Origin of the sequence: Mixta calida, from assembly GCF_002953215.1 — a bacterium.
Lineage (GTDB): Bacteria > Pseudomonadota > Gammaproteobacteria > Enterobacterales > Enterobacteriaceae > Mixta > Mixta calida.
On record NZ_CP026378.1, the window covers coordinates 656044 to 680454 of the forward strand.

The following is a 24411-nucleotide window of genomic DNA, read 5'->3' on the forward strand; positions in this document are numbered from 1 at the left end:
AGTGTATGATGGTGTTTTTGAGGTGCTCCAGTGGCTTCTGTTTCTATCACCTGTCCCTCCTGTTCAGCTACTGACGGGGTGGTGCGTAACGGCAAAAGCACTGCCGGACATCAGCGCTATCTCTGCTCTCACTGCCGTAAAACATGGCAACTGCAGTTCACTTACACCGCTTCTCAACCCGGTACGCACCAGAAAATCATTGATATGGCCATGAATGGCGTTGGATGCCGGGCAACCGCCCGCATTATGGGCGTTGGCCTCAACACGATTTTACGTCACTTAAAAAACTCAGGCCGCAGTCGGTAACCTCGCGCATACAGCCGGGCAGTGACGTCATCGTCTGCGCGGAAATGGACGAACAGTGGGGCTATGTCGGGGCTAAATCGCGCCAGCGCTGGCTGTTTTACGCGTATGACAGGCTCCGGAAGACGGTTGTTGCGCACGTATTCGGTGAACGCACTATGGCGACGCTGGGGCGTCTTATGAGCCTGCTGTCACCCTTTGACGTGGTGATATGGATGACGGATGGCTGGCCGCTGTATGAATCCCGCCTGAAGGGAAAGCTGCACGTAATCAGCAAGCGATATACGCAGCGAATTGAGCGGCATAACCTGAATCTGAGGCAGCACCTGGCACGGCTGGGACGGAAGTCGCTGTCGTTCTCAAAATCGGTGGAGCTGCATGACAAAGTCATCGGGCATTATCTGAACATAAAACACTATCAATAAGTTGGAGTCATTACCTGTCGCCTGTACAGCTGGCGGCCGTACTTTCAGACAAGACAGTAACGGAAGCCGAGACTATCAGTAACAGACTGCTTGGTGGATTAGGCGTTTTGCTTGGCGGCGTTGAAATGGCCGGAGCAGCAACGTTATGTATAGCGCCAGAGCCAACTGGTCTGACTAAAGCAGGATGTATGGTCGTTGGCGCTCATAGCCTGGATAGCGTACATGCCGCAGCTCAGCAGATGATATCCGGTAGGGATACGCGTTCAGCTACATATCAGTTAGCAGTGAGCGCAGCCCGACAGCTAGGGGCTGATGAAGATACAGCATTAAAAATAGGCATGACGGTTGATATTGCTGTTCCGATTGGATTTGCAATAGTTATTGGCGCAGCAAGAGTCGCAGCTGTCAAAGCTGGCCGTGTCAGGCTGATCGAGCATGAATCCTTAACCGGATTAAAACCGGGCGGTCATACTCTGGCAAATCATGTAGGCAAAACAGACAGTGAACTGTTGGCTCGATTTGAACAAAATAAGCGGCTCATGATGTCGTCAACATTTAAAAATCTGAATGTTGCTGAGAGCGTTATTTCACGGGCGCTTTATATTAACCGGGATGGTATCAAATCTGCATTAGCTGGCGGTAAGCGAGGTGTACGTCTTACTATCAACTATCCTGCCGGACGTGAAATAGGATATGGATATGCCCGTGGAAATACCCAGCGAATAAACATGTACGCTGTACGTATTGTTATTGATATTCAGGAATATAAAGGGAAACCTTATTATATTCTTACCGCCTTCCCGACCCCATAGGTGAGTTATGCAAAGTTTTTATCACCTTGATCAATTGATTCAGGGCTATTTTAATCAGGATCACGACATCATTAATGATGATAAGGACACGGTTGAAGGCATCATCGGATTGTTCATAAAAGCTGCGCCGGAATGGATGTTGAAAGAGCTGATAGAAGAAGTCGATGATTTTATAGACAGCTATAAAGGGCATCTGAATGAGGAGTTTAAAAACCGATATGGCTACGATTTTTCACCGGAGCTTTGGGAAACGACAGCTTATGACTTCTTGATAACGGTGCGCAGACTGGCGCTTAGCAGCATGTAAGCGCCAGCCATTCTACGTGCTCTCATAAAAAATAGGGGAGCGCAAACGGGAGCATTGAAGGCTTTTTTATTAGCTTATATCGTGAGGCGAGTCCGACCTCCGCATCCACAGAACGCCAACAGACCTTTCCCTCTTTATTTCCCACCCTCCTAAACTGGCCTTTCACCAAAAACTGGCGTATGAATAACGGCATTTCGAACAATAAATCAGCAAGGAATCGCTATGTTGCAAAAAGAGATTTTCCCGGAGAGCACTAAGTGGACAATTATCGCTATCGGCATTCTCGCTGGACTGCTATGGGCGTTACCGGCCGGGCTCCATCTGCAAGACCGCTATGCGTTTTACCTGCCGCCGCTTGTGCTGTCTGCGGCCTGCGTGCTCGCTTTTACCCTTTATCGCCTCAACGCTGTTAAGCCCTGGCTTTGTGCGCTGCTGACGCTGCCGTTTATCGCGCTGATGACAGGCTGGCGGCGCTGGAACTTCCCTGAGATGTCGACAGGCGAATTTCAATTCCAGAACAACTGCGCCGTCCTGTTTCTGCTCATTCTGGTGATGCCATTTTTGGCTGCCTTCTGCAATAAACCGACGCACAAGCAGGGTAAAGCGTCATTAAGCGCGTTCATCACCGGGGCGCTGTGGAGCCACACTTTTACCGTTGGCGTCACCGCCATTATGACCGGGCTGTTCTGGCTGGTGCTGATGTTGTGGAGCAAACTCTTCAGCATGATCGGCATTAAGCTGTTTGAGCAGCTCTTTTTTGATAATGCTTTTTTCCCGTCAATGGCGACCGGAGCGGCCATCGCCGCCGGTATTGTATTTTGTCGTCGTCTGCCGGGTGCCGCTGGCATGTACCGTCATGTGATCACGCTGGCGGTCAATGTACTGCTGCCGTTGCACGCCATCACCTCACTGCTGTTCCTGGCCTGTTTACCTTTTACCGGGCTGTCGATTATCCCGAAGTATTTTTCAGCCGCGACGCTGCTGCTGTCCATGACGCTGCTGATGCTGGCATTCAGCGCGATAGTCGGCGAAAAAGCACCTGGGGAATCACGCTGGCAGCGTGGAATAGCGCGTCTGGTGCTGGTTGCGCAATGTCTTACGCCGCTACTGGCTGCGCTGGCGGGGTGGGCGCTGTGGCTACGTATCGCCGAATATGGCTGGACGGAAGAGCGGGTTTATGGCGTTGCCAGCGCGCTTCTTGCCTTTAGCGGCTCGCTGCTGCTGTTAAGGGCTCAGCGACGCGCCTGGTCACAGGGCGCTGGCAACATGAACACCTTTATCGTTTTGATGTTGGTGTTGTCGGCCTGCGGCTGGTTTTTGCTGCATACGCCAGTGTTAGACCCGTTGCGCATTAGCGTGAAAAACCAGCTGGCGCGGTATGAGCAAGGCGAAGCAAAAGCGGACACGGCAGATCTTTATACCTTCAGCAACGCAGGACGTCGGGGTAAAGAGATGCTGAAAAGGCTCAAGGCGCATCCGCAGTGGCTTAAAGAGCCTGGTGAGCAACAAGCGATGCTGATGCAAATCCTGGCCGAAAAACAGACCGCCAGCACTAAGCCAGGCGTTAGCGATTTGCAGCGTAGCATCCCGCTGCGCGCAGGCAGCGAAGCGCCACCGGAAAGCTGGTGGCAGTCTCAGGCACAATATATTGATAACTCGCTTAGCCTCTGCCTGATGGATGCGGGTTCCTGTCTGGTCTGGATGCAGGATCTCAATAATGATGGCGTGCCGGAAGTGCTGCTCTATAACCGCAATCGCCCTGGGATTACGGTTTATACCCGGCGGGGTGAAGATTGGCGTTACGCGGGCAACGTGACGCTGTCGAAAAGTGCCGATAAAGCCATCCGCGAAGCGATGCCGAAAGCGGTCATCAAGCCCTGGCGAGATCTGGAGATTAACGGTCAGCGCTATCCGGTACAGTATTATGGTTTTGACGATTAACAGGGCGTTCCTCGCTCAGCCAGCGCCTGTCACGTCAGCGCGCCGATAGAAAACAAATAAAAAATGCGCCCGCAGGCGCATCTCATTTAGTGCAAACAGCACTGCTTATACTTCTTACCGCTGCCGCAGAAGCAAGGGTCGTTCCGGCCCGGCTTCTGTTCAGCGACGATCGGCTGCTGCGGCTCGGGCACCGCTTCCGGCTGAGCAATCCAGTAATCGTGCAGCGCCAGCGCGGCAGGGCGGATGGCGGCGAAACGCTCCTCCATTTCCTCCGGGGAAAGCGTCTCCAGCTGCGGGAAGTTCTCTTCCTTGCCGTGCAGGGCGATGGCGTCCAGCGCGGGATGCAACGCTTCCGGCAGCGCTGACCAGTCGCTCAGCGCCACGCCGCGCATATAACCGAAGCACCACTCTTCCACCACGGTGAAATCTTCGCCTTCGGTCTCACGCACGCCAAACAGCGGATCGAACTGATCGGGAAACTCCGCAAGACGATCGGCGATGTCGTTCATATGCTGGAAGCAGAGTTCCATAAAGCGGTTCATCTCGCGCTCGTTGCTCCATTTAGGGACACGGTTCTGCCCGCCCCAGAGCGCAACCAGCCACTCGCTCGGCTCGATGGTTCTCGGACCGGAAAGCACGGCGGTTAACAGGCCATCCAGTTCGGCGACATCCACAATCGACTCGTCGCTGCCATATTTCTCCAGTATTTCGTCAAGCCATTGCAGCTCTTTCTCGGTCAATGGGCCTTCTTTCATACTGTGCCTCCTGGGCGCTTAAGTTTAAAACCGCAGCAGTGTACACGCTTATTCACTGAGCTTAGCGATAAATCTGGCAACAGGCCTGACGGGGGCTTATCACTTCCGCCTGACCAGCCCGTTTACCCACACTTCATGTCGTCCCGGACGCTTATCCTCGCTCAGCCAGATATCCTGTAGCGTCACGCCATCCAGTTCTTCAATCAGCTCACGCAGTCGCGCCTCGGTAAGATCGGTAAAGCGTCGGCCACTCTGTTCGCGCTCGCCGCTGCCGCGCTTAAAAGACAGATACCAGACGCCGCCCGGCTTTAGCGCCTGCGCTAAGCGAGTAAACGTCTCCGGCAGTTCCGCTTCGGCGACATGCAGCAGCGAAGCGCAGCACCAGATGCCGCCGTAGCGCGCCGGGGCGCTGAACTCATCGAAGCGCAGCGTTTTTACCGGCAGACCGGTCAGCGCGCGGGCGCGTGCCGCCATCTCGCTGGCGGCGTCAAACGCGTCGACCAGATAGCCGCGTCTCAGGAAAGCCAGCGCGTCGCGCCCGGAGCCGCAGCCCGCGTCCAGAATAAGCGCCTCCGGCTCCAGGCAGGCGAGAAAGCGATCGTGCAGCGCGGACATATCCACCGTGACCGTCTCGTCGAAAAAGCGCTGCGCGTGCTGCTGGTAATAATCGATGCTCATCAGAATATCGCGTCTCCCTGCGCTGTGGGTTCCCATTGATGAATCAGCGTATCCAGACCGGTCTGCCAGGCGCGCTGCAAAAAGGCATGGCGCTGTTCCGGCTGCTTGCCGGTCTGCCGTAGCAGCGTCTCGCGCAGGGGCAGGTGGCTGTTAATAAAATACTCGTTGCGATGGTGCAGGCGCGCCAGCAGATAAAGCGAAGGAATGCGGGCGAACTTGCCGCTCTCGCCGCGGTTGCAGTTCTGGCAGGCCAATACCAGGTTCCAGACGCCGTTGATATTACTTACCTTATGTTGCAGGCTCCATGGCAGAAAATGGTCGACGTCCGCCAGGTTCTCATCGCCCGGCGTCAGGCTGATGGCGCGATAGCAATAAAAGCAGCGCCCCTTCTGGTAACCGTTCAGGCTGTTGCGGCAGCTGGTGATATTTACGCGCCGCTCGCGCTGACGGCTGAACAGCAGCTGCTGCTGGTCGTCATACTCCACCGCAATCAGGTTGCGCGACACGCCCATCTCCCAGGCCTGCTCCACCAGACGCCAGCGCGCGTCGGTCTCATGGATCAGGTTGTTAAACTGCTCGCTCTCCGTCAGGCGATAAAAGTTATCGGTCAGGCGAATGCCCTTTGCGGTTTTACGCTCATCGACAAAAAAGCGCTGCGCTATCTCGGCGTGGTTCACGTTGTGAAACGCGTTGAGAACGTTATTAAAACCGCGCCTGATGGTGATCTCCGTCAGCTGCGCTTCGCTCAGCTCACCCTGATTAAACTGCGCGCAGGCGTCCAGAAACTGGCTGCGGTTAGCGGTAGTCTGCTTCGGCGCGTGCTGCAAATGTTGACACAGATGGCGGGCAAAAGGAGCGGCCAGCGCCTCAAGGGTGATCAGCTCGCTGGGCTGCGCATGCAGATCGTAAAGCGCGTGCGCCAGGGCGAACTTATAGGAGGCGGCGTTCTTGCCGAAAAGGATTACGCCGCGCCAGTAGTTCTCCAGCGTCGGGTCAGCCTGATAGAAGCGCATAGGGTTATCCTGATGATGCTGCCTGTGCAGGGCAGTAAGCGTTAACTTAACCTGTAACGGCATCACATAATAAACCATCAGCGTTCGAATGATGAGCGAATCAACGATCTGTTATACGACTCTGCCAGCCATGACAGGATCCGATCTGGCGGAAAGCAGGGCCGGAGTTTCCCGGAAGAAAGGGTGTTGATATTATAAAAATGCGCCTTACGGCGACGATTCTATGGATGGATAAAAAAGGGCATTAAATATGCAATGGAAAACGGTTATTAAGCGGCTGCACGGTGCGTTAACGGCAATATTATTGTTAATCGTCATCAGCTTTATCGCTTTAAATTCTTCTGACGAGCGCTCTGAAGAACGACTTATCTCATCACGCCAGCTAAACGAAAATACATGGCTTTATGTCACTGGCTACAGTGGCGGCGGCGCGACTGTTGCGAACAGTTACCGCTATTACCTCTCAGGTAAAATTAAAGGCGATATCGGCGCCAGCCTCGCTAAACAGGTTCCTTTTCTTATTGCCGCCGGCAGCGGGGTGAACGTAACGATGGATGGCGATGTTATCGATATCAAATATGGCGGCCGGGTATTTTCATTTAATAACTCAATTATTTATGAATATCGTGGGGAGACCTTCCGGCCGCATCTGAATTTTCAGGCAAGCAATTAACTTTTATACATCGTCTTTCCCGCACCTTGTCATATCAATCCTGTCGGCTGCCATTGCCCACAATCGCTATAGCCGTCCCGCGCCACGCTAAAACCTATATTGCCAGACCTTACCCTTTAATCCTCCGCTTCGTCTTATACTTCATCCTGATTAATCTTTACCGTGGGCGGATTGCCCCATTACCGGAGAAGCGAATGACATTACGCGCGGCGATAGTGCTGTTAACCGGCGGGCTGCCTTTTTTCGCCTCGGCCCATAACTTTGTGGAAGGGGAGCGCGTGGCGCCGGTCGGCGTGGCGGAACGAGGCGAACTGCAATTACAGCAGGGCGAGCTGCGCTATCAGGCCTGGAACAGCGCGCGCCTCAGCGGAAAAGTGGGCGTGGTGCTGCATATGGCGGGACGGCTGTCGGCCAAAGATCAAAACGCCGCGCTGATCGACGCCATCGGCAAAGCGGGCTTTCCGGCGAACCGATTCGCGGTCACCACCATCGTCAATACCGACGACGCCATTCCCGGCAGCGCGCTGTTCGTGCGGCGCAGTCTGGAAGAAAGCAAACGAGAAACCCCGGCCGCGCAGTTCGTGGTGGACGATCGCGGCGCGACGCAGCGCGCCTGGCGGCTCCAGACGGGCGGTTCCGCCATCGTCGTGCTGGATAAAGGCGGACGGGTGCGCTTCGCCAAAGATGGCGCGCTGACTGCCGCCGAGGTGGATCAGGTGATGGTGCTGCTGCGTCAGCTACTGGCGTAGCCGCACATTGTTAAATCCAGGTAAATAGTTGTGACGCCGCCGCTGCATAAAAGGAAATATCTGTAGATTGCGCTACGCTTTCCAGACACAGCAGGGGAGAAATAAGCGGGCAAGCGGCTGTTCATGCTGCAAAAGTTCTCTCCTGTCCCAGCGTACTGCAGGTCATTACGGCTTACTGGCAGCCGTTACATGCGCCATTCGTCTTACTCCGCCACGACGAGGAACCAGGACCGTAACGATGAATGCCAACGCCGATAAATGCGTCAACCATGAAGATGAACTAAAGGCGCTGCGCGAGGCGCTGCAAACCCGCCTCGATCAGCTGCTGCCTGCGGGCGAGCAGCAGGATCTGGTTTATACGGCGATGCGCGAAGGCACGCTGGTGGCGGGCAAGCGGGTGCGTCCGCTGTTGCTGGTGCTGGCGGCGCGCGACCTTGGCTGCCGCGCCGATCAGCCCGGCCTGCTCGATCTCGCCTGTGCGGTGGAGATGGTTCATGCCGCTTCGCTGATGCTCGACGATATTCCCTGCATGGACAATGCGCTATTGCGTCGCGGCCGTCCCACCATTCACCGGCAGTATGGCGAAAACGTCGCTATCCTCGCCGCCGTAGCGCTGCTTAGTCGCGCCTTCGGCGTGGTGGCGGAGGCGCAGTCGCTGTCGCACGCCTGTAAAACCCAAGCGGTGGCGGAACTCTCCACCGCCGTCGGGCTGCAAGGACTGGTGCAGGGGCAGTATCTCGATCTGTACGAGGGCGCCGAGACGCGCAGCGCCGAAGCGATCCTCCTTACTAATGAACTGAAAACCAGCCGCCTGTTCGACGCCACGCTGCAAATGGCGGCGATCGTCGCCGACGCGACGCCGCAGGCGCGCCACCGGCTGCGCTGCTTCGCGCAGGATCTGGGGCAAGCGTTTCAGCTTCTGGACGACCTCGCCGACGGGCTGCACGGCACCGGTAAAGATCTGAATAAAGATCACGGCAAATCGACGCTGGTGGCGATGCTTGGCGCGGAGGCGGTGCATCAGCGGCTGCGCGAACATCTGCGCAGCGCGGATGAGCATCTCTCCAGCGCCTGTCAGCGCGGCGTCTCTACGCGGCGTTTTATGCACGCCTGGTTCGACAAGCAGCTGGCGCTGTTCGGCTAAGACACGGTTTTTATCTCAGGATGCCATAGCGACTGGAGCGGCAATGAAGGATAGGGAACTGACCCAACGCAAAAACGATCATCTGGATATCGTGCTGAATCCGGCGCGCGCGCTGAAAAAGCACGGCACCGGCTTTGCGGAATGGCGCTTTGAACACTGCGCGACGCCGGAGTTGCATCTGGATGAGATAGATCTGCGCAGCGCGCTGTTCGGCAAGGCGCTGCGCGCGCCGCTGTTGATCAGCTCAATGACCGGCGGCGCCAGCCGCGCCAGAGAGATTAACCGTCATCTGGCGGAAGCGGCGCAGGCGTTAGGGCTGGCGATGGGCGTCGGTTCGCAGCGCGTGGCGCTGGAAAGCGAAGATAACTGGGGTCTGACGCGCGAACTGCGCCAGGCGGCGCCCGATATCCCGCTGCTGGCGAATCTGGGCGCGGCGCAGATCGCCGGACGCAACGGCGTCGACTACGCGCGCCGCGCGGTCGATATGATCGAAGCGGACGCGCTGATTATCCATTTAAACCCGTTGCAGGAAGCGTTGCAGGGCGGCGGCGACCGCGACTGGCGCGGCGTGCTGACGGCGATAGCCAACACGGTGAAAGCGCTGCCGGTGCCGGTGGTGGCGAAAGAGGTCGGCGCCGGCATCTCGGTGCCGGTGGCGCGACGGCTGGCGGAAGCGGGCGTGACGATGATTGATGTGGCGGGCTCCGGCGGCACCAGCTGGGCGGCGGTAGAGGGTGAACGCGCCGCGACGCCGCATGCCCGCGCCGTGGCGATGGCCTTTGCCGACTGGGGCATTCCCACCGCGCAGGCGCTGCGCAATCTGCATCAGGCGCTGCCGCAGATGCCGCTTATCGCATCCGGCGGCGTCAGCGACGGCATCGATGTCGCGCGCGCCATCGCGCTGGGCGCGACGCTGGCGGGGCAAGCCGCAGGCGTGCTGGGCAGCGCCACCGCCTCCAGCGAGGCGGTTATCGCCCACTTTCAAATTATTATCGATCAGCTGCGGGTCGCCTGTTTCTGCACCGGCAGCCCCAACCTGCGCGCGCTGCGTCAGGCGACGCTGGTGCGCGTCGGGGATGAGGGATGAGCCACTACGCGGTTATCGCGCCTCCGCTCTACAGTCACGTCCGCGCGCTGGAAGCGCTGGCGCAGCAGCTGATCGCCCGCGGCCATCGCGTTACCTTTATGCAGCAGGCGGAAGCGCGCACGCTGCTCAGCGACGCGCGCATCGGCTTTTGTCCGCTCGGTGAACGCAGCCATCCGCCGGGCAGCCTGGCGCGCACGCTACGCTTAACCGCGCACCCGGCCGGAATGGGCATTTTTCGGCTGATCGAGGATATGGCGAAAACCAGCGATATGCTCTGCCGCGAGCTGCCCGCCGCGCTGGAACAGGCGGACGTTGACGGGCTGATCGTCGATCAGATGGAGGCGGCGGGCGGGCTGGCGGCGGAAGCGCTGGGGCTACCTTTCGTGTCGGTCGCCTGCGCGCTGCCGGTGAACCGCGAACCGCACCTGCCGCTGCCGGTCATGCCGTTTAACTACGCGACCGACGCGCGCAGCCAAAAGCTTTATCACTCCAGCGCCCGCGTCTATGACTGGCTGATGCGCCGCCACGGCGAGGTTATCGCGCGCCATGCGCGCGCCTTCGGCCTCGGCGAACGACGCGCTCTGCACGAGTGCCTGTCGCCGCTGGCGCAGATCAGCCAGACGCTGCCCGCCTTCGATTTTCCCCGGCGGCACCTGCCGTCGCACTTCCACGCCGTCGGGCCGCTGCGCCACAGCCGCGCCGCGCCCGACGAGGCGCCATCTTCTGCGCAGCCGCTGGTGTTCGCCTCGCTGGGTACCCTCCAGGGACACCGTTATTCGCTGTTTCGCACCATCGCGCGCGCCTGCCGCCAGCTTAATGTTCGACTGCTGATCGCCCACTGCGGCGGGCTGAACGCAGAGCAGGCGGCGCGGCTGCGACGCTATGGCGCCGGGGTGACCGATTTTGCCGACCAGCCCGCCGTGCTGCGCCAGGCGCAGGCGGTGATCACTCACGGCGGGCTGAATACCGTGATGGACGCGATAGAGAGCGTCACGCCGATCCTGACTATCCCGCTGGCGTTCGATCAGCCGGGCGTCGCCTCGCGCGTCGTCTACAGCGGTATTGGTCGTCGCGCCTCGCGTTTTACTACCGTTGACGCGCTGGCGAAGAACCTGGACGCGCTGCTCAGCGATAAAGGCTACCGTCAGCGGCTGACAGTGATGCAGGCGCAGCTTGAGCATGCCGGCGGCGCATCTTACACGGCGGAGGTGGTCGAGCAGGCGCTGCGCGAGCGCCATCCGGTGATGGCGGCCTGCGCATGAAGCCGCAGTGGGATCTGATTCTGGTCGGCGGCGGACTGGCCAACGGGCTGATCGCCTGGCGGCTGCGCCAGCTTCAGCCGCAGCTGAAGATGCTGCTGCTGGAAGCGGGCGCGGAGCCGGGCGGCAATCAAACCTGGTCGTTCCATCAGGACGATCTCACACCGGCGCAGCACGCCTGGATCGCGCCGCTGGTGGCGCACCGCTGGTCTGGCTACGACGTGCGCTTTCCGGCGCTGACGCGCCGGCTTGACGGCGGCTATCTGAGCATCACTTCCGGGCGTTTCGCGGCGGTGATCGCGGAGGCGCTGGGCGATAGCCTGCGCACGCGGACGCCGGTCAGCGCCCTGACGCCGGAAACGGTGACGCTGGCGGACGGCAGCCTGCTGCGCGCCAGCGCGGTAATTGACGGGCGCGGCTATCAGCCAGGTGCGCATCTGACTATCGGCTTTCAGGCGTTTCTTGGGCAGCAATGGCGGCTGAGCCAGCCGCACGGGCTGACGCGCCCGCTGTTAATGGACGCCACGGTGGATCAGTCGGCGGGCTACCGTTTTGTTTACACCTTGCCGCTCTCGGCTGACAGCCTGCTGATCGAAGATACCCATTACATCGATCGCGCCACGCTCGGCGATGACCGGGCGCGCCAGCATATCGCCGACTACGCGGCGGCGCAGGGCTGGGCGCTGGAGAGGCTGGAGCGCGAGGAGCAGGGCAACCTGCCGATCACGCTGGCGGGCGACTGCCGCGCCTTCTGGCAGCAGAAAGCAGGCCAGCCCTGTAGCGGACTGCGCGCCGGGCTGTTCCACTCCACCACCGGCTACTCCCTGCCGCAGGCGGCGGCGCTGGCCGATCTTATTGCCCGGCAGCGCGATCTCTCGTCGGGCGCGCTGTTCGCCCTGACGCGCGACTACGCGCAGCGGCAGTGGCGACGCCAGCGCTTCTTTCGCATGCTTAACCGTATGCTGTTCCTTGCCGGACGTCCCGACGGACGCTGGCAGGTGATGCAGCGTTTTTACCGACTCAACCACGGGCTTATCGCCCGCTTTTACGCCGGTCAGCTTACATTGGCCGACAAGGCGCGGATTCTGACGGGCAAACCACCGGTACCGGTCGGCGAAGCCTTGCAGGCCGTACTCAAACAGACTCCCCGGCTGCGAGCGTTCAGTGATGAATAAAACAGTTGTAATCGGCGCCGGTTTCGGCGGCCTGGCCTTAGCGATCCGCCTCCAGGCGGCGGGCATTCCCACGCTGCTGCTGGAGCAGCGCGACAAGCCGGGCGGCCGCGCCTATGTTTATGAAGATAAAGGGTTTAACTTTGACGCTGGCCCGACGGTGATCACCGACCCCAGCGCAATAGAGGAGCTGTTCACTCTGGCGGGCAAACGCATGGCCGACTATGTCGAGCTGCTGCCGGTGACGCCGTTTTACCGCCTTTGCTGGGAATCGGGCCAGGTCTTTGACTACGACAACGATCAGGCGCGGCTGGAGGATCAGATCCGCCGCTTCAATCCGCGCGACGTCGAAGGCTATCGCCGCTTTCTGGCCTACTCCAAAGCGGTGTTTAAAGAGGGTTACCTGAAGCTCGGCACGGTGCCGTTTCTTTCGTTCCGCGATATGCTGCGCGCTGGTCCGCAGCTGGCGCGTTTACAGGCGTGGCGCAGCGTCTACGGCATGGTGGCGAAATTTATCGAGGATGAGCGATTGCGCGAGGCGTTCTCGTTTCATTCGCTGTTGGTGGGCGGCAATCCGTTCGCCACCTCCTCTATCTACACGCTGATTCATGCGCTGGAGCGGGAGTGGGGCGTCTGGTTCGCGCGTGGCGGCACCGGCGCGCTGGTGCAGGGGATGGTGCGGCTGTTTCAGGATCTCGGCGGCACGCTGGAGCTGAACGCCGAAGTGACCCGGCTGGAGGCGGAAGGCGCGCAGATTAGCGCAGTACAGCTGGCGGACGGCCGCCGCATTGAGGTGGCGGCGGTCGCCTCCAACGCCGACGTGGTGCATACCTACGAAAAGCTGCTGGGGCATCATCCGGTAGGCGCGTCGCGCGCCGCGTCACTGAAACGCAAGCGCATGAGCAACTCGCTGTTCGTGCTCTATTTTGGTCTGAACCATCACCACAGCCAGCTGGCGCACCACACCGTCTGCTTCGGACCGCGCTATAAAGCGCTGATCGAGGACATTTTTAACCGCGACACGCTGTCGGACGATTTTTCGCTCTACCTGCATGCGCCCTGCGTCACCGATCCTTCGCTGGCGCCGCCCGGCTGCGGCAGCTACTACGTGCTGGCGCCGGTGCCGCACCTTGGCACCGCCGATCTCGACTGGGATGTCGAAGGGCCGCGCCTGCGCAACCGCATCTTCGCTTACCTGGAGCAGCACTATATGCCTGGCCTGCGCGACCAGCTGGTGACGCACCGCATGTTCACGCCGTTTGATTTCCGCGATCGGCTCGGCGCGCATCACGGCTCGGCCTTTTCCATCGAACCGATTCTGCGCCAGAGCGCCTGGTTCCGCCCGCACAACCGCGACAGCCGTATTCCCAATCTCTATCTGGTCGGCGCGGGCACCCATCCGGGCGCGGGGATTCCCGGCGTGATCGGCTCGGCGAAAGCGACCGCCGGCCTGATGCTGGAGGCGCTGTCACGATGAACGGCACGCTGATGGATCACGCCACCGAAACCATGGCGGCAGGCTCGAAAAGCTTTAATACCGCTGCAAAGCTGTTTGACGCGTCGACCCGTCGTAGCGCGCTGATGCTCTACGCCTGGTGCCGCTATTGCGACGATGTGATTGACGGTCAGGCGCTGGGTTTCCGCGATGCGTCCGCTCTCAGCGGCAGCGCGACGCAGCGGCTGGCGATGTTGAAAACGCAAACGCAGCGCGCTTTTGCTGGCGCGGAGATGCAGGAGCCTGCCTTCGCCGCCTTTCAGGAGGTGGCGACGCGCCATGCCATTCCGCCGCAGCAGGCGTTCGATCATCTGGAAGGGTTCGCGATGGACGTGCGCGACACCCATTACGAAACCTTCGAGGATACGCTGCGCTACTGCTATCACGTCGCGGGCGTGGTGGGGCTGATGATGGCGCGGGTTATGGGCGTACGTAATGAAGCGGTGCTGGATCGCGCCTGCGATCTGGGGCTGGCGTTTCAACTGACCAACATTGCGCGCGATATTGTTGAAGATGCGGAAACAGGGCGCTGTTATCTACCGGCGCAGTGGCTGGCGGAAGAGGGGATCGGCAGGCAGCAGGTCGCCGATCCGGTTAACCGTGAGAAGCTGGCGCGTCTGGCTCAGCGGCTGGTGGCGGCCGCCGAGCCTTACTACGACTCCGCGCGCGTCGGGCTGGCTGGCCTGCCGCTGCGTTCCGCCTGGGCGATCGCGTCGGCGCACGGGTTTATCGGGAGATCGGGGTGAAGGTCAGCGCCGCCGGGCCTCGCGCCTGGGATCGGCGTCAGGGCACCAGCCGCGCGGAGAAAATCGCGCTGCTAATGAAAGGCGCGGCGCTGGCGATCAGTTCCCGCGTCGCGTCGACGCCGCCGCGTTCTTCCGATCTTTGGCAGCGTCCGCATCGGCATGGCGGTCATGCGGAGTAGCGTTTTCGCCGCGCGACGCTCTGGTGTTGCGGCTGCGCAGCACCGCCTGCAATTTTGACACCGGCGGCGCATAGAGAAAGCCGAAGGAGACGCAATCCTCTTTGCCGCGCACCGCATGATGCAGGCGGTGCGCCATATACAGCCGTTTCAGGTAGCCGCGGCGCGGAATATAGCGAAACGGCCAGCGCTGATGCACCAGGCCGTCATGCACCATAAAATAGAGCGCGCCGTAGAGCGTCATACCGGCGCCGATCCACTGCAACGGCCAGACGCCGGAGGTGCCGACGGCGATCAGCACAATCGCCAGCACGGCGAACAGCAATGCATAGAGATCGTTGACTTCGAACCAGCCGGTGCGCGGTTCATGGTGTGAAAGATGCCAGCCCCATCCCCAGCCGTGCATGATGTATTTGTGCGCCAGCGTCGCCACGATTTCCATGACGGCGACGGTCGCCAGCACAATCAGGGTGTTCCACAGCACGAGCATCGTGACTCCTGTTTTAGCGGATAAATAGCGTGTCCATCGCATTAAACGGCAAGGGCTCTGCTTTGCGTTGCCCGTGGTTGCAGGCGTCTGAAAGGCGTCAGCCGCTTCGATGAGTGTACGTGATGCAGAGTATAGCAACAGAGTCGTCGGGCTGCCGCGTGCTCAGGAGGCGGCGTCGCTTACCGATTCGCGCAGCACCAGCCCGGAAATAAGCGCCTGCTGCGGGGTCATGTCGCCGCCGTCGAGCATTGAGATCAGGCGGTCAATCACCTCATGGATCATGCCAGTGACCGGGTCTTTGACGCTGGAGAGCGCGGGGAGCAGGAAGGGAGCGATGGGAATATCGTCAAAGCCGAGCAGCGAGACATCATCCGGCACGCGCAGTCCGGCCTGAGTCAGCTGCCTCAGGGCGCCGACCGCCATATCATCGTTGCTGGCGATCAGCGCGCTGAAGGCGACGTTGTTTGCCAGCAGGGTCGCCACCGCTTTTGCGCCGCAGGCGGGCGTCCATTTTCCTTCGACGATGCGCTGCGGTTCGACGACGATATCAGCCTGGCGCAGCGCCTCTTTATAACCGGCAAGGCGTTCCAGCGCAGTAGGTGAATCGAGCGATCCGGTAATAAAGGCGATTTCCCGGTGGCCGCGTTCGATCAGCGCCATGGCGGCATTAAACGCCGATCCTTTATGGTCGCAGAAGACGGCGTGGCTGGGATGTTTACGCAGCCGACGATTGACCACCATAATCGGCTGGCGCGTCTGTCCGATGATGTCGTCCATGTCGTCGATGGTGAGAAAGCGCGGGTAGAGGATAATAGCGTCACAGCGCAGGTCGAGCAGGAATTCGATCGCCTCGCGCTCCTGCTGCGCGCTGTGTTTGCCGTCAACGAGGATCAGTTGTCGGCCGCTTTCTTCCACTTTTTTCGCCGCCTGGGAGAGGATTTCGCTGAAGTAGCTGCCGCTGTAGAGAGTGTTGGTGACGACCATGCCGATGCACTGGGATTTGCTGGTCGCCAGGTTACGCGCCAGCAGGTTAGGGCGATAGCCCGCGGCTTCGATGGCGGCGAAGACCTGTTTGCGGGTTTCTTCGCTGACATAGCCTTTGCCTGACAGCACACGCGAGACCGTCGCTTTGGAGACGCCCGCTTTTTTCGCCACTTCCTGCATTGTTGACATCATCTTCTCCCAACCGTGATCCCTTGCGGCTCATTCTAAACATTTTTACGTCAGGATCGCGGATTATGTTGCGTGGTCCCTGATGAACACGTCAAAGGCAACGCTTTCTTTAAGCTATATAAAACTCAGCACCCCAGTACCGAACCACAGAGTTGGGGGCGCAGGGGCAGGAACCTGCAGGCGGGTTGTTTGGTGGGGCTGCGGTGATGCGGCGTTGGCTGGCTGCTTAGTGAGTCAGCGGCGGTGCGGTGTTGGCTGGCTGTTTGGTGGGACAGCGGCGATGCGGTGTTGGCTGGCTGCTTAGTGAGTCAGCGGCGATGCGGTGTTGGCTGGTTGCTCAGAGCGTCGGCGGCGGTGCGGTGTTGGCGGGTTTTTCAGTGAGTCAGCGGCGGGCGGGCCGTTTCGTAAAGACGTCGTCAATCCATCCCTGGAGACTCCGCCGCGTCATCCCTGACGCGGAGGCTTTACTACACGGCCCGCCCGCCGCTTCCTTTAGCTTCGGTGTTGCCTGTGCCGCTGGGTGTCGCTTTGGGTATCGCCTGCGCCGCTTCGTTTGGCTTCGGTGTTGCCTGTGCCGCTGGGTGTCGCTTTGGGTATCGCCTGCGCCGCTTCGTTTGGCTTCGGTGTTGCCTGTGCCGCTGGGTGTCGCTTTGGGTATCGCCTGCGCCGCTTCGTTTGGCTTCGGTGTTGCCTGCGTCGCTGGGTGTCGCTTTGGGTATCGCCTGCGCCGCTTCCTTTGGCTTCGGTGTTGCCTGCGCCGCTGGGTGTCGCTTTGGAAGTCGTCTGTGCCGCTTTGCCGGGCTGATGTGAAACACAGAATTCACATACTAAAGCACAGAGTTAGGGGAGCGAGGGGGCCGGAACCTGTAGGCGGACCTCCCGCGCCAGGGAAGGCGCGGGCGGAGGCGCCATGGATGGCTTTATGCCGTTCCGCCGAAAGGTCCGGCCCCTTGCGACCGGCACCTGCCAGGGCCGCAAACCGGCACCTGACAGGGCTGCAAACCGGCACCTGCCAGGGCTGCAAACCGGCACCTGCCAGGGCCGCAAACCGGCACCTGACAGGGCCGCAAACCGACGCCCACCCGACCACGACCAGCACACGCGCGATCCTTATCACAAATCTGAAAGCTCAAAAAGAAATCAGTTGATCTCCATTCACAACTTAACCAATCTGATGTGAAACCGGTTACCTATTTTGTTGCAGACGGGAAGCGCCAGTGAAAACTTACGCAGGTTGCTTCCACAACTACCTGAATAAACTATAAAAATGCCGTCTACCCTACGGCACGGTGCGTCATAACGAGAGGTTTCACACTCATGTCAAAGAATTACGCAACAATCTCGCGCTCAATCGTTGAGGCGATAGGTGGTGGTGATAACGTGGCGGCAGTGACTCACTGCATGACGCGCCTGCGCTTTGTGCTGAACGACAGCACCAGCATCAACAGCGCTGCGCTGAAGGCCATTCCCGGCGTCATGGGCGTGGTGCAAAACGACAACCAGTGCCAGGTTATCATCGGCAACACCGTTTCTCAGGCCTACGCTGAAGTCCTCAAACTGCTTCCCGCCGGGGCACAGGTGCTACGGGCCGAACCGCCAAAAGGGAAACTCACCCTGAGACGCATCGGCGCAGGGATCCTGGATGCATTGATCGGCACCATGTCCCCCTGATCCCGGCGATCATTGGCGGATCGATGGTCAAACTGCTGGCGATGATCCTCGACATGACCGGTCTCTTTCCGAAAGGATCTTCCACCATCGCCATCCTGAACTTTATCGGCGACGGCGCTTTCTTCTTCCTGCCGGTTATGGTCGCCGCCTCCGCCGCGATCAAATTTAAAACCAATATGTCGCTGGCGATCGCCATTGCCGGCGTGCTGGTCCATCCCGGTTTTATCGATCTCATGGCGCAGGCGGCGAAGGGTCAGCCCGTCGACTTCTTCGGCGTGCCGGTCACCGCGGTCAAATATACCTATACCGTCATCCCGGCGCTCTGCATGACCTGGATACTCTCGTATATCGAAAGATGGGTGGATAAAATCACCCCGGCTGTCACTAAAAACTTCCTCAAGCCGATGCTGATCGTCCTGTTCGCCGCGCCGATCGCCATCCTGCTGATTGGGCCGATCGGCATCTGGATCGGCAGCGGCATCTCGGCGGTGGTCTATACCATCCACCACTATCTCGGTTGGCTCTCCGTCGCCATCATGGGCGCGCTCTGGCCGCTGCTGGTCATGACCGGTATGCACCGCGTCTTCACGCCGACCATCATTCAAACCATCGCTGAAACCGGCAAAGAGGGCATGGTCATGCCATCTGAAATCGGCGCCAATCTCTCGCTGGGCGGATCTTCACTGGCGGTCGCCTGGCGCACCAAAAACCCGGAGCTGCGTCAAACCGCGCTGGCGGCGGCGGCTTCCGCAATAGTGGCGGGCATCTCCGAGCCCGCGCTCTACGGCGTAGCGATTCGGCTCAAACGCCCGCTGGTGGCCAGCCTGATCAGCGGCTTTATCTGCGGCGCGGTGGCGGGCCTGGCCGGACTGGCGAGTCACTCCATGGCGGCGCCGGGGCTGTTCACCAGCGTGCAGTTCTTCGACCCCGCCAACCCGATGAGTATCGTCTGGGTATTTGCGGTTATGGCGCTGGCGGTCGTGATCTCCTTTATCACCACCCTGATTTTAGGCTTTGAAGACATTCCGGTGACGCCGGAGCAGACCAACGCGGCGTCAGCATCCGCCGACTGGCCCGCAAACTCTCAGGCCGTTAAAACGCATTAACAGAGGATGTATATGGAAACCAAATTTCCCGCAGGATTTTTATGGGGCGGCGCGATTGCGGCGAATCAGGCCGAGGGCGCCTGGCGCGAGGGCGGCAAAGGGCCAGGGACGATAGATATGATCCCGCACGGCCCCGAGCGCATGGCGGTAAAGCTGGGCCAGCAGAAGCGTTTTAGCTGCCGTGACGACGAATTTTATCCGTCGCACGAGGCGATCGATTTTTATCATCGCTACAAAGAAGATATCGCTCTGATGGCGGAAATGGGCTTTACGGTATTTCGCACCTCCATCGCCTGGAGCCGCATCTATCCGCAGGGCGACGAGCTGACGCCCAATGCGGAGGGCATTGCCTTTTACCGCGACCTGTTTCTTGAATGTAAGAAATACAACATTGAGCCGTTGGTCACCCTGTGCCACTTCGATGTGCCGATGCACCTGGTGAAAGAGTACGGTTCCTGGCGCAGCCGCAAAATGGTGGACTTCTTTACCCGCTATGCGCGCACCTGCTTTGAAGCCTTCGATGGGCTGGTGAAATACTGGCTCACCTTCAACGAAATAAATATTCTGCTGCACAGCCCGTTTTCCGGCGCCGGGCTGGCGTTCGACGAGGGGGAAAACCCGCAGCAGGTAAAATATCAGGCGGCGCACCACGAACTGATCGCCAGCGCGCTGGCGACCAAAATCGCCCACGAAGTCAACCCGCAAAACCAGGTCGGCTGTATGCTGGCGGGCGGCAACTTCTACCCTTACTCCTGCAAGCCAGAAGATGTCTGGGCGGCGCTGGAAAAGGATCGGGAAAACCTTTTCTTTATCGATGTGCAGGCGCGCGGCGCTTATCCCGCCTGGACCCGCCGCATGTTCCGCGAGCAGGGCATCACCCTCGAAACGCTGCCGGGCGACGACGAAATCCTGAAAGACACCGTCGATTTCGTCTCCTTCAGCTACTACGCCTCGCGCTGCGCCTCGGCGGAGATGAACAGCAACAACACCAGCGCCGCCAACGTAGTTAAATCGCTGAAAAATCCCTGGATTGAGGCGAGCGAATGGGGCTGGGGCATCGATCCGCTGGGGCTGCGCATCACCATGAACATGATGTATGACCGCTACCAGAAACCGCTATTCCTGGTGGAAAACGGCCTGGGCGCCAGGGATGAGCCTGACGCCAACGGCGAAATTCATGACGACTACCGCATCAGCTACCTGCGCGAACATATCCGCGCAATGGCGGAAGCGATCGACGACGGTATTCCCATCATTGGCTACACCAGCTGGGGCTGCATCGATTTGGTCTCCGCCTCGACCGGCGAAATGAGCAAGCGCTACGGCTTTATCTATGTTGACCGCGACGACCAGGGCAAAGGCACGCTGGCGCGCACGCGAAAAAAATCGTTCTGGTGGTATAAAAAGGTTATCGCCAGCAACGGCGCCGATCTCGATTAATCAAATGGGCCGGTAACGGTCCGTTTTTTCTTAAGGTATTTTGCTACAGGCTTTATCTTTAATTACGCGATATTTGGCTACGTAAAACGATTCGCTCCCGCACGATATTTCCCATTTTCCCTGTCTCCGATCTTTTTATAAGCATATTCCGCTGTACGTCACCTTTTTATTATTAATATTAAACGGATATCTTCCGCCTGACGCGCGCCGCGTATAATAATCTGCGCAATGAAATTATTTCTTTTAAATAATTAACACATCTAAATTAATCCTTTGTTGCCGCACATTTTCTTCTTAATAAGATGATTCCTACTCATAATTGATAAATTAGTTGTTGATTATTTTATTTTTTATTCTGTTTTTTTCTTAATCATAAAGATATATGAAAATAGTATGAGTGAAATCACCTTTTTACGTATCAATATTTCCGCATGTAACTGGCGGAAATAATACTTTTCTGCTTTACCTGATATTTGCGCCGAGGCATTCAGCGCGGCGCATTCTTTTTTGCAAACTTAACGCTTTTAAAAATCCTTGTTTAAAAACCAATAATGGACGGTATCTTCAATGGTAAAAAGAAGCAGGTTGACTGTGGCTCAGCGCGTATTATCGCCTGAGTCAGATGGGCGGCGCGCGCGTTTAAGCGTTCTGGCGATGGCGGTATGCCTGGGATCGATGGGCCAGGCGGGGGCTGCCAGCTATATCGAGCAGGGCACGGCGGGCAATCCAGCCAGCTGGCGCAGCAGCGAGTTCAACGCTGAATGGGGGCTGGGAGCGATTCACGCTGACGCGGCCTATGCCGCCGGCTACAGCGGCAAAGGGGTAAAACTGGGGATCTTCGATCAGCCGGTTTACGCAAAGCACCCGGAATTCTCCGGCGCGAATAAAGTGATCAACCTGGTGACCAAAGGCATCCGCGCCTACACCGATCCCTACATTCCGGTAAAAGCAGGCGATCCGTTTGAATATAACGGCACGCCGAGCGTTGATTCCGACGGCGAACTGGGATCGCATGGTACTCACGTCGGCGGCATTGCGGCAGGCAGCCGTGACGGCGGCGAAATGCACGGCGTGGCGTGGGGGGCGCAGATCGTCAGCGCGGAAAACGGCGATCCGGGCCCGGAAGACGGCATTATCCTCGGCAACGACGGCGCGGTCTATAAAGCGGGCTGGGATGCGCTGCGCGAAAGCGGCGTACGCATCATCAACAATAGCTGGGGCATCGGCATCACCGATAAATTCGCCGAGGGCGGCAGCAATCCCGCTTATCCGCACTTCACCGTAAATGACGCGCAGAAACAGTTTGACCAGATTAAGCAGATCCTCGGCACCGTACCGGGCGGCGCCTATCAGGGCGCGATTGATGCGGCGCGCAGCGGCATCGTCACCATTTTCGCCGCCGGCAATGATGACAACCTCAACAACCCGGACGCGATGGCGGGGCTGGCTTACTTTGTGCCCGATATCGCGCCGAACTGGCTCTCCGTCGCCAGCCTGCAACAGAATGCCGCCTCCGCCGACGGCACCCCTTACACTATCAGCACCTTCTCCTCCCGCTGCGGCTACACCGCCAGCTTCTGCGTCTCGGCCCCCGGCTCGCGCGTCTACAGCTCGATAATCGAAGGCACCAGCGTCGATAACCTCACCACCGGCTACGCCAAATACAGCGGCACCTCAATGGCGGCGCCGCACGTGGCGGGCAGCGTCGCGGTGCTGATGGAGCGCTTTCCTTATATGACCGGCGCGCAGGTGGCGCAGGTACTGAAAACTACCGCCACCGACATGGGCGATCCCGGCATCGACGCGCTCTACGGCTGGGGCATGATCGATCTGAGCAAGGCGATCGATGGTCCGGGCATGTTCTATACCGTCGAGGATATTCCCGAAGCGCTGCGTATACCGGACCCGGAAGGCGTCGCCTACGGCCCGACGCAGTTTGTCGCCAATATCCCCGGCATCGGCGCCGAAGTGGATAAAGGCACGCCCTATGCACGCCTCTGCAATCAGGTACAGTGCGGCTTCGACGTCTGGTCGAACGACATTTCCGGCCACGGCGGGCTGACCAAAGAGGGCACGGGCGCGCTCTGGCTCACGGGCAGCAACACCTACAGCGGCCCGACGCTGGTCAATGCCGGGCTGCTGTCGGTAAACGGCTCGCTCACCTCTGACGTCACGGTGCAGCGGCAGGGCGTGTTGGGCGGCAACGGCAGCATCGGGGCCTTACGGGTGGCGCGCGGCGGCACCGTGGCGCCGGGCAACTCGATCGGCACCCTGAACGTGGATGGCGACGTCACCTTTGATGAAGGCTCGCGCTACGCGGTAGAAGTGGCGCCGGACGGCCGCAGCGACCGCATCGCCAGCAGCCGCGCCATCACCATTAACGGCGGCGAGGTGGCGGTATCGCTGGAAAACAGCGCTAACCTGCTGAGCCAGAGCGAAGTGCAAAGCCTTGCCGGACGTCAGTACAACATCCTGACGGCGACGCAAGGCGTCAGCGGCGCCTTTACCAGCGCATTGCCGAGCTACGCCTTCCTGGGCACCACGCTGGGCTACCAGGCAAACCAGGTCTCGCTGACGGTCGGGCGCAACGACGCCACCTTCGCCAGCGTGGCGGCCTCCGATAACGAGCGCGCGGTCGCGGCGGCGGCGGAAGCGCTGGGCGCGGGCAACCCGGTCTATGAAAGCCTGCTGCTCAGCGGATCGGCGGGCGAGGCGCGTCAGGCGTTCCGTCAGCTCTCCGGCCAGGTGCATGCGGATATCGCGTCGGCGCAGGTCAACGACAGCCGTTATCTGCGCGACACGCTCAACGATCGCCTGCGTCAGGCGGAAGGGCTGGGCGGCGTCAACGATATCAAGGCGGACGAGGGCGGCGCCTGGGCGAAACTGCTGGGCGCGTGGGATCACGCTTCCGGCGACGACAGCGCCACCGGCTATCAGGCTTCGACCTGGGGCGTGCTGCTGGGGCTGGACTCCGCCTGGGCGGACGACTGGCGCATGGGCGTCGCGACCGGCTACACCCGCACCTCGCTGGATGGCGGCTACGGTTCAGACGCCGACAGCGACAACTATCATCTCGGCGTCTACGGCGGCAAAGAGTACGGTTCATTAGCGCTGCGTGCCGGCGCAGGATACACCTTGCACCGTTTCGATACCTCGCGCGCCGTGCGTTACGGCAGCCAGTCCGACCGCGCCAGCGCGCAGTACAGCGCGCGCACCGAGCAATTCTTCGCCGAAGCGGGCTACCGCATTCCGGCCGGACCGGTGAGCCTGGAGCCATTCGCCAATCTCTCTTACGTCAACTTCCAGAACAACCGCATCGCGGAGCAGGGCGGCGCAGCGGCGCTGCATGGCGACAAGCAGCATATCGACGCCACGCTCTCCACCCTGGGCCTGCGCAGTGATGTCCAGTGGAACGTCACCCGGGAAACGGCGGTGGCGCTGCGCGGCGAGCTGGGCTGGCAGCATCAGTACGGCGACCTCGCTCGCGGCGTTGGGCTGAAGTTCAACGGCAGCGACACGCCGTTTGTGGTAAACAGCGTCTCCGCCTCGCGCGACGGGGCGGTGCTCAAAGCCAGCGCCGAGGTGGCGATCAACAGCAACGCCCGGCTGTCGCTGGGCTACAGCGGCCTGCTCTCCGGGAATTATCAGGACAACAGCGTCAACGCGGGCTTCAGCTGGAATTTCTGAAATCCGTCAACCACGGGGCCGACACGGCCCCGTTTTTTATACTTAATTCTCCGCCTGCCGTTTATTCTGCGCGAAGAAAGGGCACGATATTCGCGCCGCCGTTAAATAC

18 protein-coding genes and 2 pseudogenes are annotated in these 24411 nt (G+C 59.7%); 15 read left to right on the top strand and 5 right to left on the bottom strand.

Annotated features, from left to right (window positions below; translation table 11 throughout):
* Positions 1–30 precede the first annotated feature (30 nt).
* From C2E16_RS03130 to C2E16_RS03145, 4 genes are all read left to right on the top strand, one after another.
* Positions 31–728, top strand: a protein-coding gene (locus C2E16_RS03130; protein WP_233987823.1) for an IS1-like element IS1A family transposase whose coding sequence is annotated in 2 segments (ribosomal slippage) — positions 31–280 and positions 280–728 — 699 coding nt in all. Because the reading frame shifts where the segments join, the coding sequence is not laid out codon by codon here.
* A gap of 188 nt (positions 729–916) precedes the next feature.
* Positions 917–1540 (top strand): RNase A-like domain-containing protein, encoded by a 624-nt coding sequence (locus C2E16_RS03135; RefSeq protein ID WP_306552685.1) that lies wholly within the window; start codon positions 917–919, stop codon positions 1538–1540.
* A gap of 7 nt (positions 1541–1547) precedes the next feature.
* A complete protein-coding gene (locus C2E16_RS03140; RefSeq protein ID WP_038628661.1) occupies positions 1548–1847 on the top strand; it encodes a contact-dependent growth inhibition system immunity protein in 300 nt (99 codons plus the stop codon).
* Positions 1848–2069: 222 nt separating this feature from the next.
* Positions 2070–3788: a DUF4153 domain-containing protein gene (locus C2E16_RS03145; protein ID WP_084971476.1), complete on the top strand. Its 1719-nt coding sequence runs from the start codon at positions 2070–2072 to the stop codon at positions 3786–3788.
* A gap of 86 nt (positions 3789–3874) precedes the next feature.
* Here C2E16_RS03145 and C2E16_RS03150 read toward each other — a convergent pair whose 3' ends face one another.
* The 3 genes from C2E16_RS03150 to C2E16_RS03160 form a co-directional block, all read right to left on the bottom strand.
* On the bottom strand, positions 3875–4543 hold the full coding sequence (locus C2E16_RS03150) for a YecA/YgfB family protein (protein ID WP_084971478.1): 669 nt from the start codon (positions 4541–4543) through the stop codon (positions 3875–3877).
* 99 nt (positions 4544–4642) lie between these two features.
* A complete protein-coding gene (locus C2E16_RS03155; protein WP_038628655.1) occupies positions 4643–5221 on the bottom strand; it encodes a class I SAM-dependent DNA methyltransferase in 579 nt (192 codons plus the stop codon).
* Entirely contained in the window at positions 5221–6234 is a 1014-nt protein-coding gene (locus C2E16_RS03160) for an HNH endonuclease (RefSeq protein ID WP_038628653.1), read from the bottom strand. The genes C2E16_RS03155 and C2E16_RS03160 overlap by 1 nt, the downstream gene beginning before the upstream one ends.
* Before the next feature lie 250 nt (positions 6235–6484).
* Between C2E16_RS03160 and C2E16_RS03165 the strand changes: the two genes are divergently transcribed.
* The 8 genes and pseudogenes from C2E16_RS03165 to crtB all read left to right on the top strand — a co-directional run bounded on the left by C2E16_RS03165 (position 6485) and on the right by crtB (position 14738).
* Complete coding sequence (locus tag C2E16_RS03165; RefSeq protein WP_038628651.1) at positions 6485–6907, top strand: hypothetical protein; 423 nt, start codon at positions 6485–6487, stop codon at positions 6905–6907.
* 194 nt (positions 6908–7101) lie between these two features.
* Complete coding sequence (locus C2E16_RS03170; protein ID WP_038628649.1) at positions 7102–7656, top strand: YtfJ family protein; 555 nt, start codon at positions 7102–7104, stop codon at positions 7654–7656.
* 238 nt (positions 7657–7894) lie between these two features.
* Positions 7895–8800, top strand: a complete 906-nt coding sequence (locus C2E16_RS03175) for a polyprenyl synthetase family protein (protein ID WP_038628647.1) — start codon at positions 7895–7897, stop codon at positions 8798–8800.
* A 43-nt stretch (positions 8801–8843) separates the two neighbouring features.
* Positions 8844–9887: a type 2 isopentenyl-diphosphate Delta-isomerase gene (gene fni, locus C2E16_RS03180; protein WP_038628645.1), complete on the top strand. Its 1044-nt coding sequence runs from the start codon at positions 8844–8846 to the stop codon at positions 9885–9887.
* Positions 9884–11149 (top strand): glycosyltransferase, encoded by a 1266-nt coding sequence (locus C2E16_RS03185; protein ID WP_104951408.1) that lies wholly within the window; start codon positions 9884–9886, stop codon positions 11147–11149. Before fni ends, C2E16_RS03185 begins: the two co-directional genes overlap by 4 nt.
* Positions 11146–12321, top strand: a complete 1176-nt coding sequence (crtY, locus tag C2E16_RS03190) for a lycopene beta-cyclase CrtY (protein ID WP_104951409.1) — start codon at positions 11146–11148, stop codon at positions 12319–12321. The genes C2E16_RS03185 and crtY overlap by 4 nt, the downstream gene beginning before the upstream one ends.
* Positions 12314–13795, top strand: a complete 1482-nt coding sequence (locus C2E16_RS03195) for a phytoene desaturase (RefSeq protein ID WP_084971623.1) — start codon at positions 12314–12316, stop codon at positions 13793–13795. Before crtY ends, C2E16_RS03195 begins: the two co-directional genes overlap by 8 nt.
* A pseudogene (gene crtB, locus C2E16_RS03200) lies at positions 13792–14738 on the top strand (15-cis-phytoene synthase CrtB). The gene C2E16_RS03195 and the pseudogene crtB overlap by 4 nt, the downstream one beginning before the upstream one ends.
* Here crtB and C2E16_RS03205 read toward each other — a convergent pair.
* Both C2E16_RS03205 and C2E16_RS03210 read right to left on the bottom strand, forming a co-directional pair.
* Entirely contained in the window at positions 14656–15225 is a 570-nt protein-coding gene (locus C2E16_RS03205; protein ID WP_038628635.1) for a sterol desaturase family protein, read from the bottom strand. The pseudogene crtB and the gene C2E16_RS03205 overlap by 83 nt on opposite strands.
* Positions 15226–15387: 162 nt before the next feature.
* Positions 15388–16398 (bottom strand): LacI family DNA-binding transcriptional regulator, encoded by a 1011-nt coding sequence (locus tag C2E16_RS03210; RefSeq protein ID WP_038630150.1) that lies wholly within the window; start codon positions 16396–16398, stop codon positions 15388–15390.
* A gap of 1317 nt (positions 16399–17715) precedes the next feature.
* Here C2E16_RS03210 and ascF point away from each other — a divergent pair.
* The 3 genes and pseudogenes from ascF (at position 17716) to C2E16_RS03225 (ending at position 24302) form a co-directional block, all read left to right on the top strand.
* Positions 17716–19175: pseudogene (gene ascF, locus C2E16_RS03215) on the top strand (PTS cellobiose/arbutin/salicin transporter subunit IIBC).
* A gap of 12 nt (positions 19176–19187) precedes the next feature.
* Positions 19188–20615: a 6-phospho-beta-glucosidase gene (locus C2E16_RS03220; RefSeq protein WP_038630148.1), complete on the top strand. Its 1428-nt coding sequence runs from the start codon at positions 19188–19190 to the stop codon at positions 20613–20615.
* A gap of 654 nt (positions 20616–21269) precedes the next feature.
* A complete protein-coding gene (locus C2E16_RS03225) occupies positions 21270–24302 on the top strand; it encodes an autotransporter outer membrane beta-barrel domain-containing protein (RefSeq protein ID WP_084971150.1) in 3033 nt (1010 codons plus the stop codon).
* Positions 24303–24411 lie beyond the last annotated feature (109 nt).

Excerpts from the sequence above, each read along its gene's own strand:
- C2E16_RS03135 (WP_306552685.1), top strand. The coding sequence starts at position 917 with ATGGTCGTTGGCGCTCATAGCCTGGATAGCGTACATGCCGCAGCTCAG.
- C2E16_RS03140 (WP_038628661.1), top strand. The coding sequence starts at position 1,548 with ATGCAAAGTTTTTATCACCTTGATCAATTGATTCAGGGCTATTTTAAT.
- C2E16_RS03145 (WP_084971476.1), top strand. The coding sequence starts at position 2,070 with ATGTTGCAAAAAGAGATTTTCCCGGAGAGCACTAAGTGGACAATTATC.
- C2E16_RS03150 (WP_084971478.1), bottom strand. The coding sequence starts at position 4,543 with ATGAAAGAAGGCCCATTGACCGAGAAAGAGCTGCAATGGCTTGACGAA.
- C2E16_RS03155 (WP_038628655.1), bottom strand. The coding sequence starts at position 5,221 with ATGAGCATCGATTATTACCAGCAGCACGCGCAGCGCTTTTTCGACGAG.
- C2E16_RS03160 (WP_038628653.1), bottom strand. The coding sequence starts at position 6,234 with ATGCGCTTCTATCAGGCTGACCCGACGCTGGAGAACTACTGGCGCGGC.
- C2E16_RS03165 (WP_038628651.1), top strand. The coding sequence starts at position 6,485 with ATGCAATGGAAAACGGTTATTAAGCGGCTGCACGGTGCGTTAACGGCA.
- C2E16_RS03170 (WP_038628649.1), top strand. The coding sequence starts at position 7,102 with ATGACATTACGCGCGGCGATAGTGCTGTTAACCGGCGGGCTGCCTTTT.
- C2E16_RS03175 (WP_038628647.1), top strand. The coding sequence starts at position 7,895 with ATGAATGCCAACGCCGATAAATGCGTCAACCATGAAGATGAACTAAAG.
- fni (WP_038628645.1), top strand. The coding sequence starts at position 8,844 with ATGAAGGATAGGGAACTGACCCAACGCAAAAACGATCATCTGGATATC.
- C2E16_RS03185 (WP_104951408.1), top strand. The coding sequence starts at position 9,884 with ATGAGCCACTACGCGGTTATCGCGCCTCCGCTCTACAGTCACGTCCGC.
- crtY (WP_104951409.1), top strand. The coding sequence starts at position 11,146 with ATGAAGCCGCAGTGGGATCTGATTCTGGTCGGCGGCGGACTGGCCAAC.
- C2E16_RS03195 (WP_084971623.1), top strand. The coding sequence starts at position 12,314 with ATGAATAAAACAGTTGTAATCGGCGCCGGTTTCGGCGGCCTGGCCTTA.
- C2E16_RS03205 (WP_038628635.1), bottom strand. The coding sequence starts at position 15,225 with ATGCTCGTGCTGTGGAACACCCTGATTGTGCTGGCGACCGTCGCCGTC.
- C2E16_RS03210 (WP_038630150.1), bottom strand. The coding sequence starts at position 16,398 with ATGTCAACAATGCAGGAAGTGGCGAAAAAAGCGGGCGTCTCCAAAGCG.
- C2E16_RS03220 (WP_038630148.1), top strand. The coding sequence starts at position 19,188 with ATGGAAACCAAATTTCCCGCAGGATTTTTATGGGGCGGCGCGATTGCG.
- C2E16_RS03225 (WP_084971150.1), top strand. The coding sequence starts at position 21,270 with ATGGCGGTATGCCTGGGATCGATGGGCCAGGCGGGGGCTGCCAGCTAT.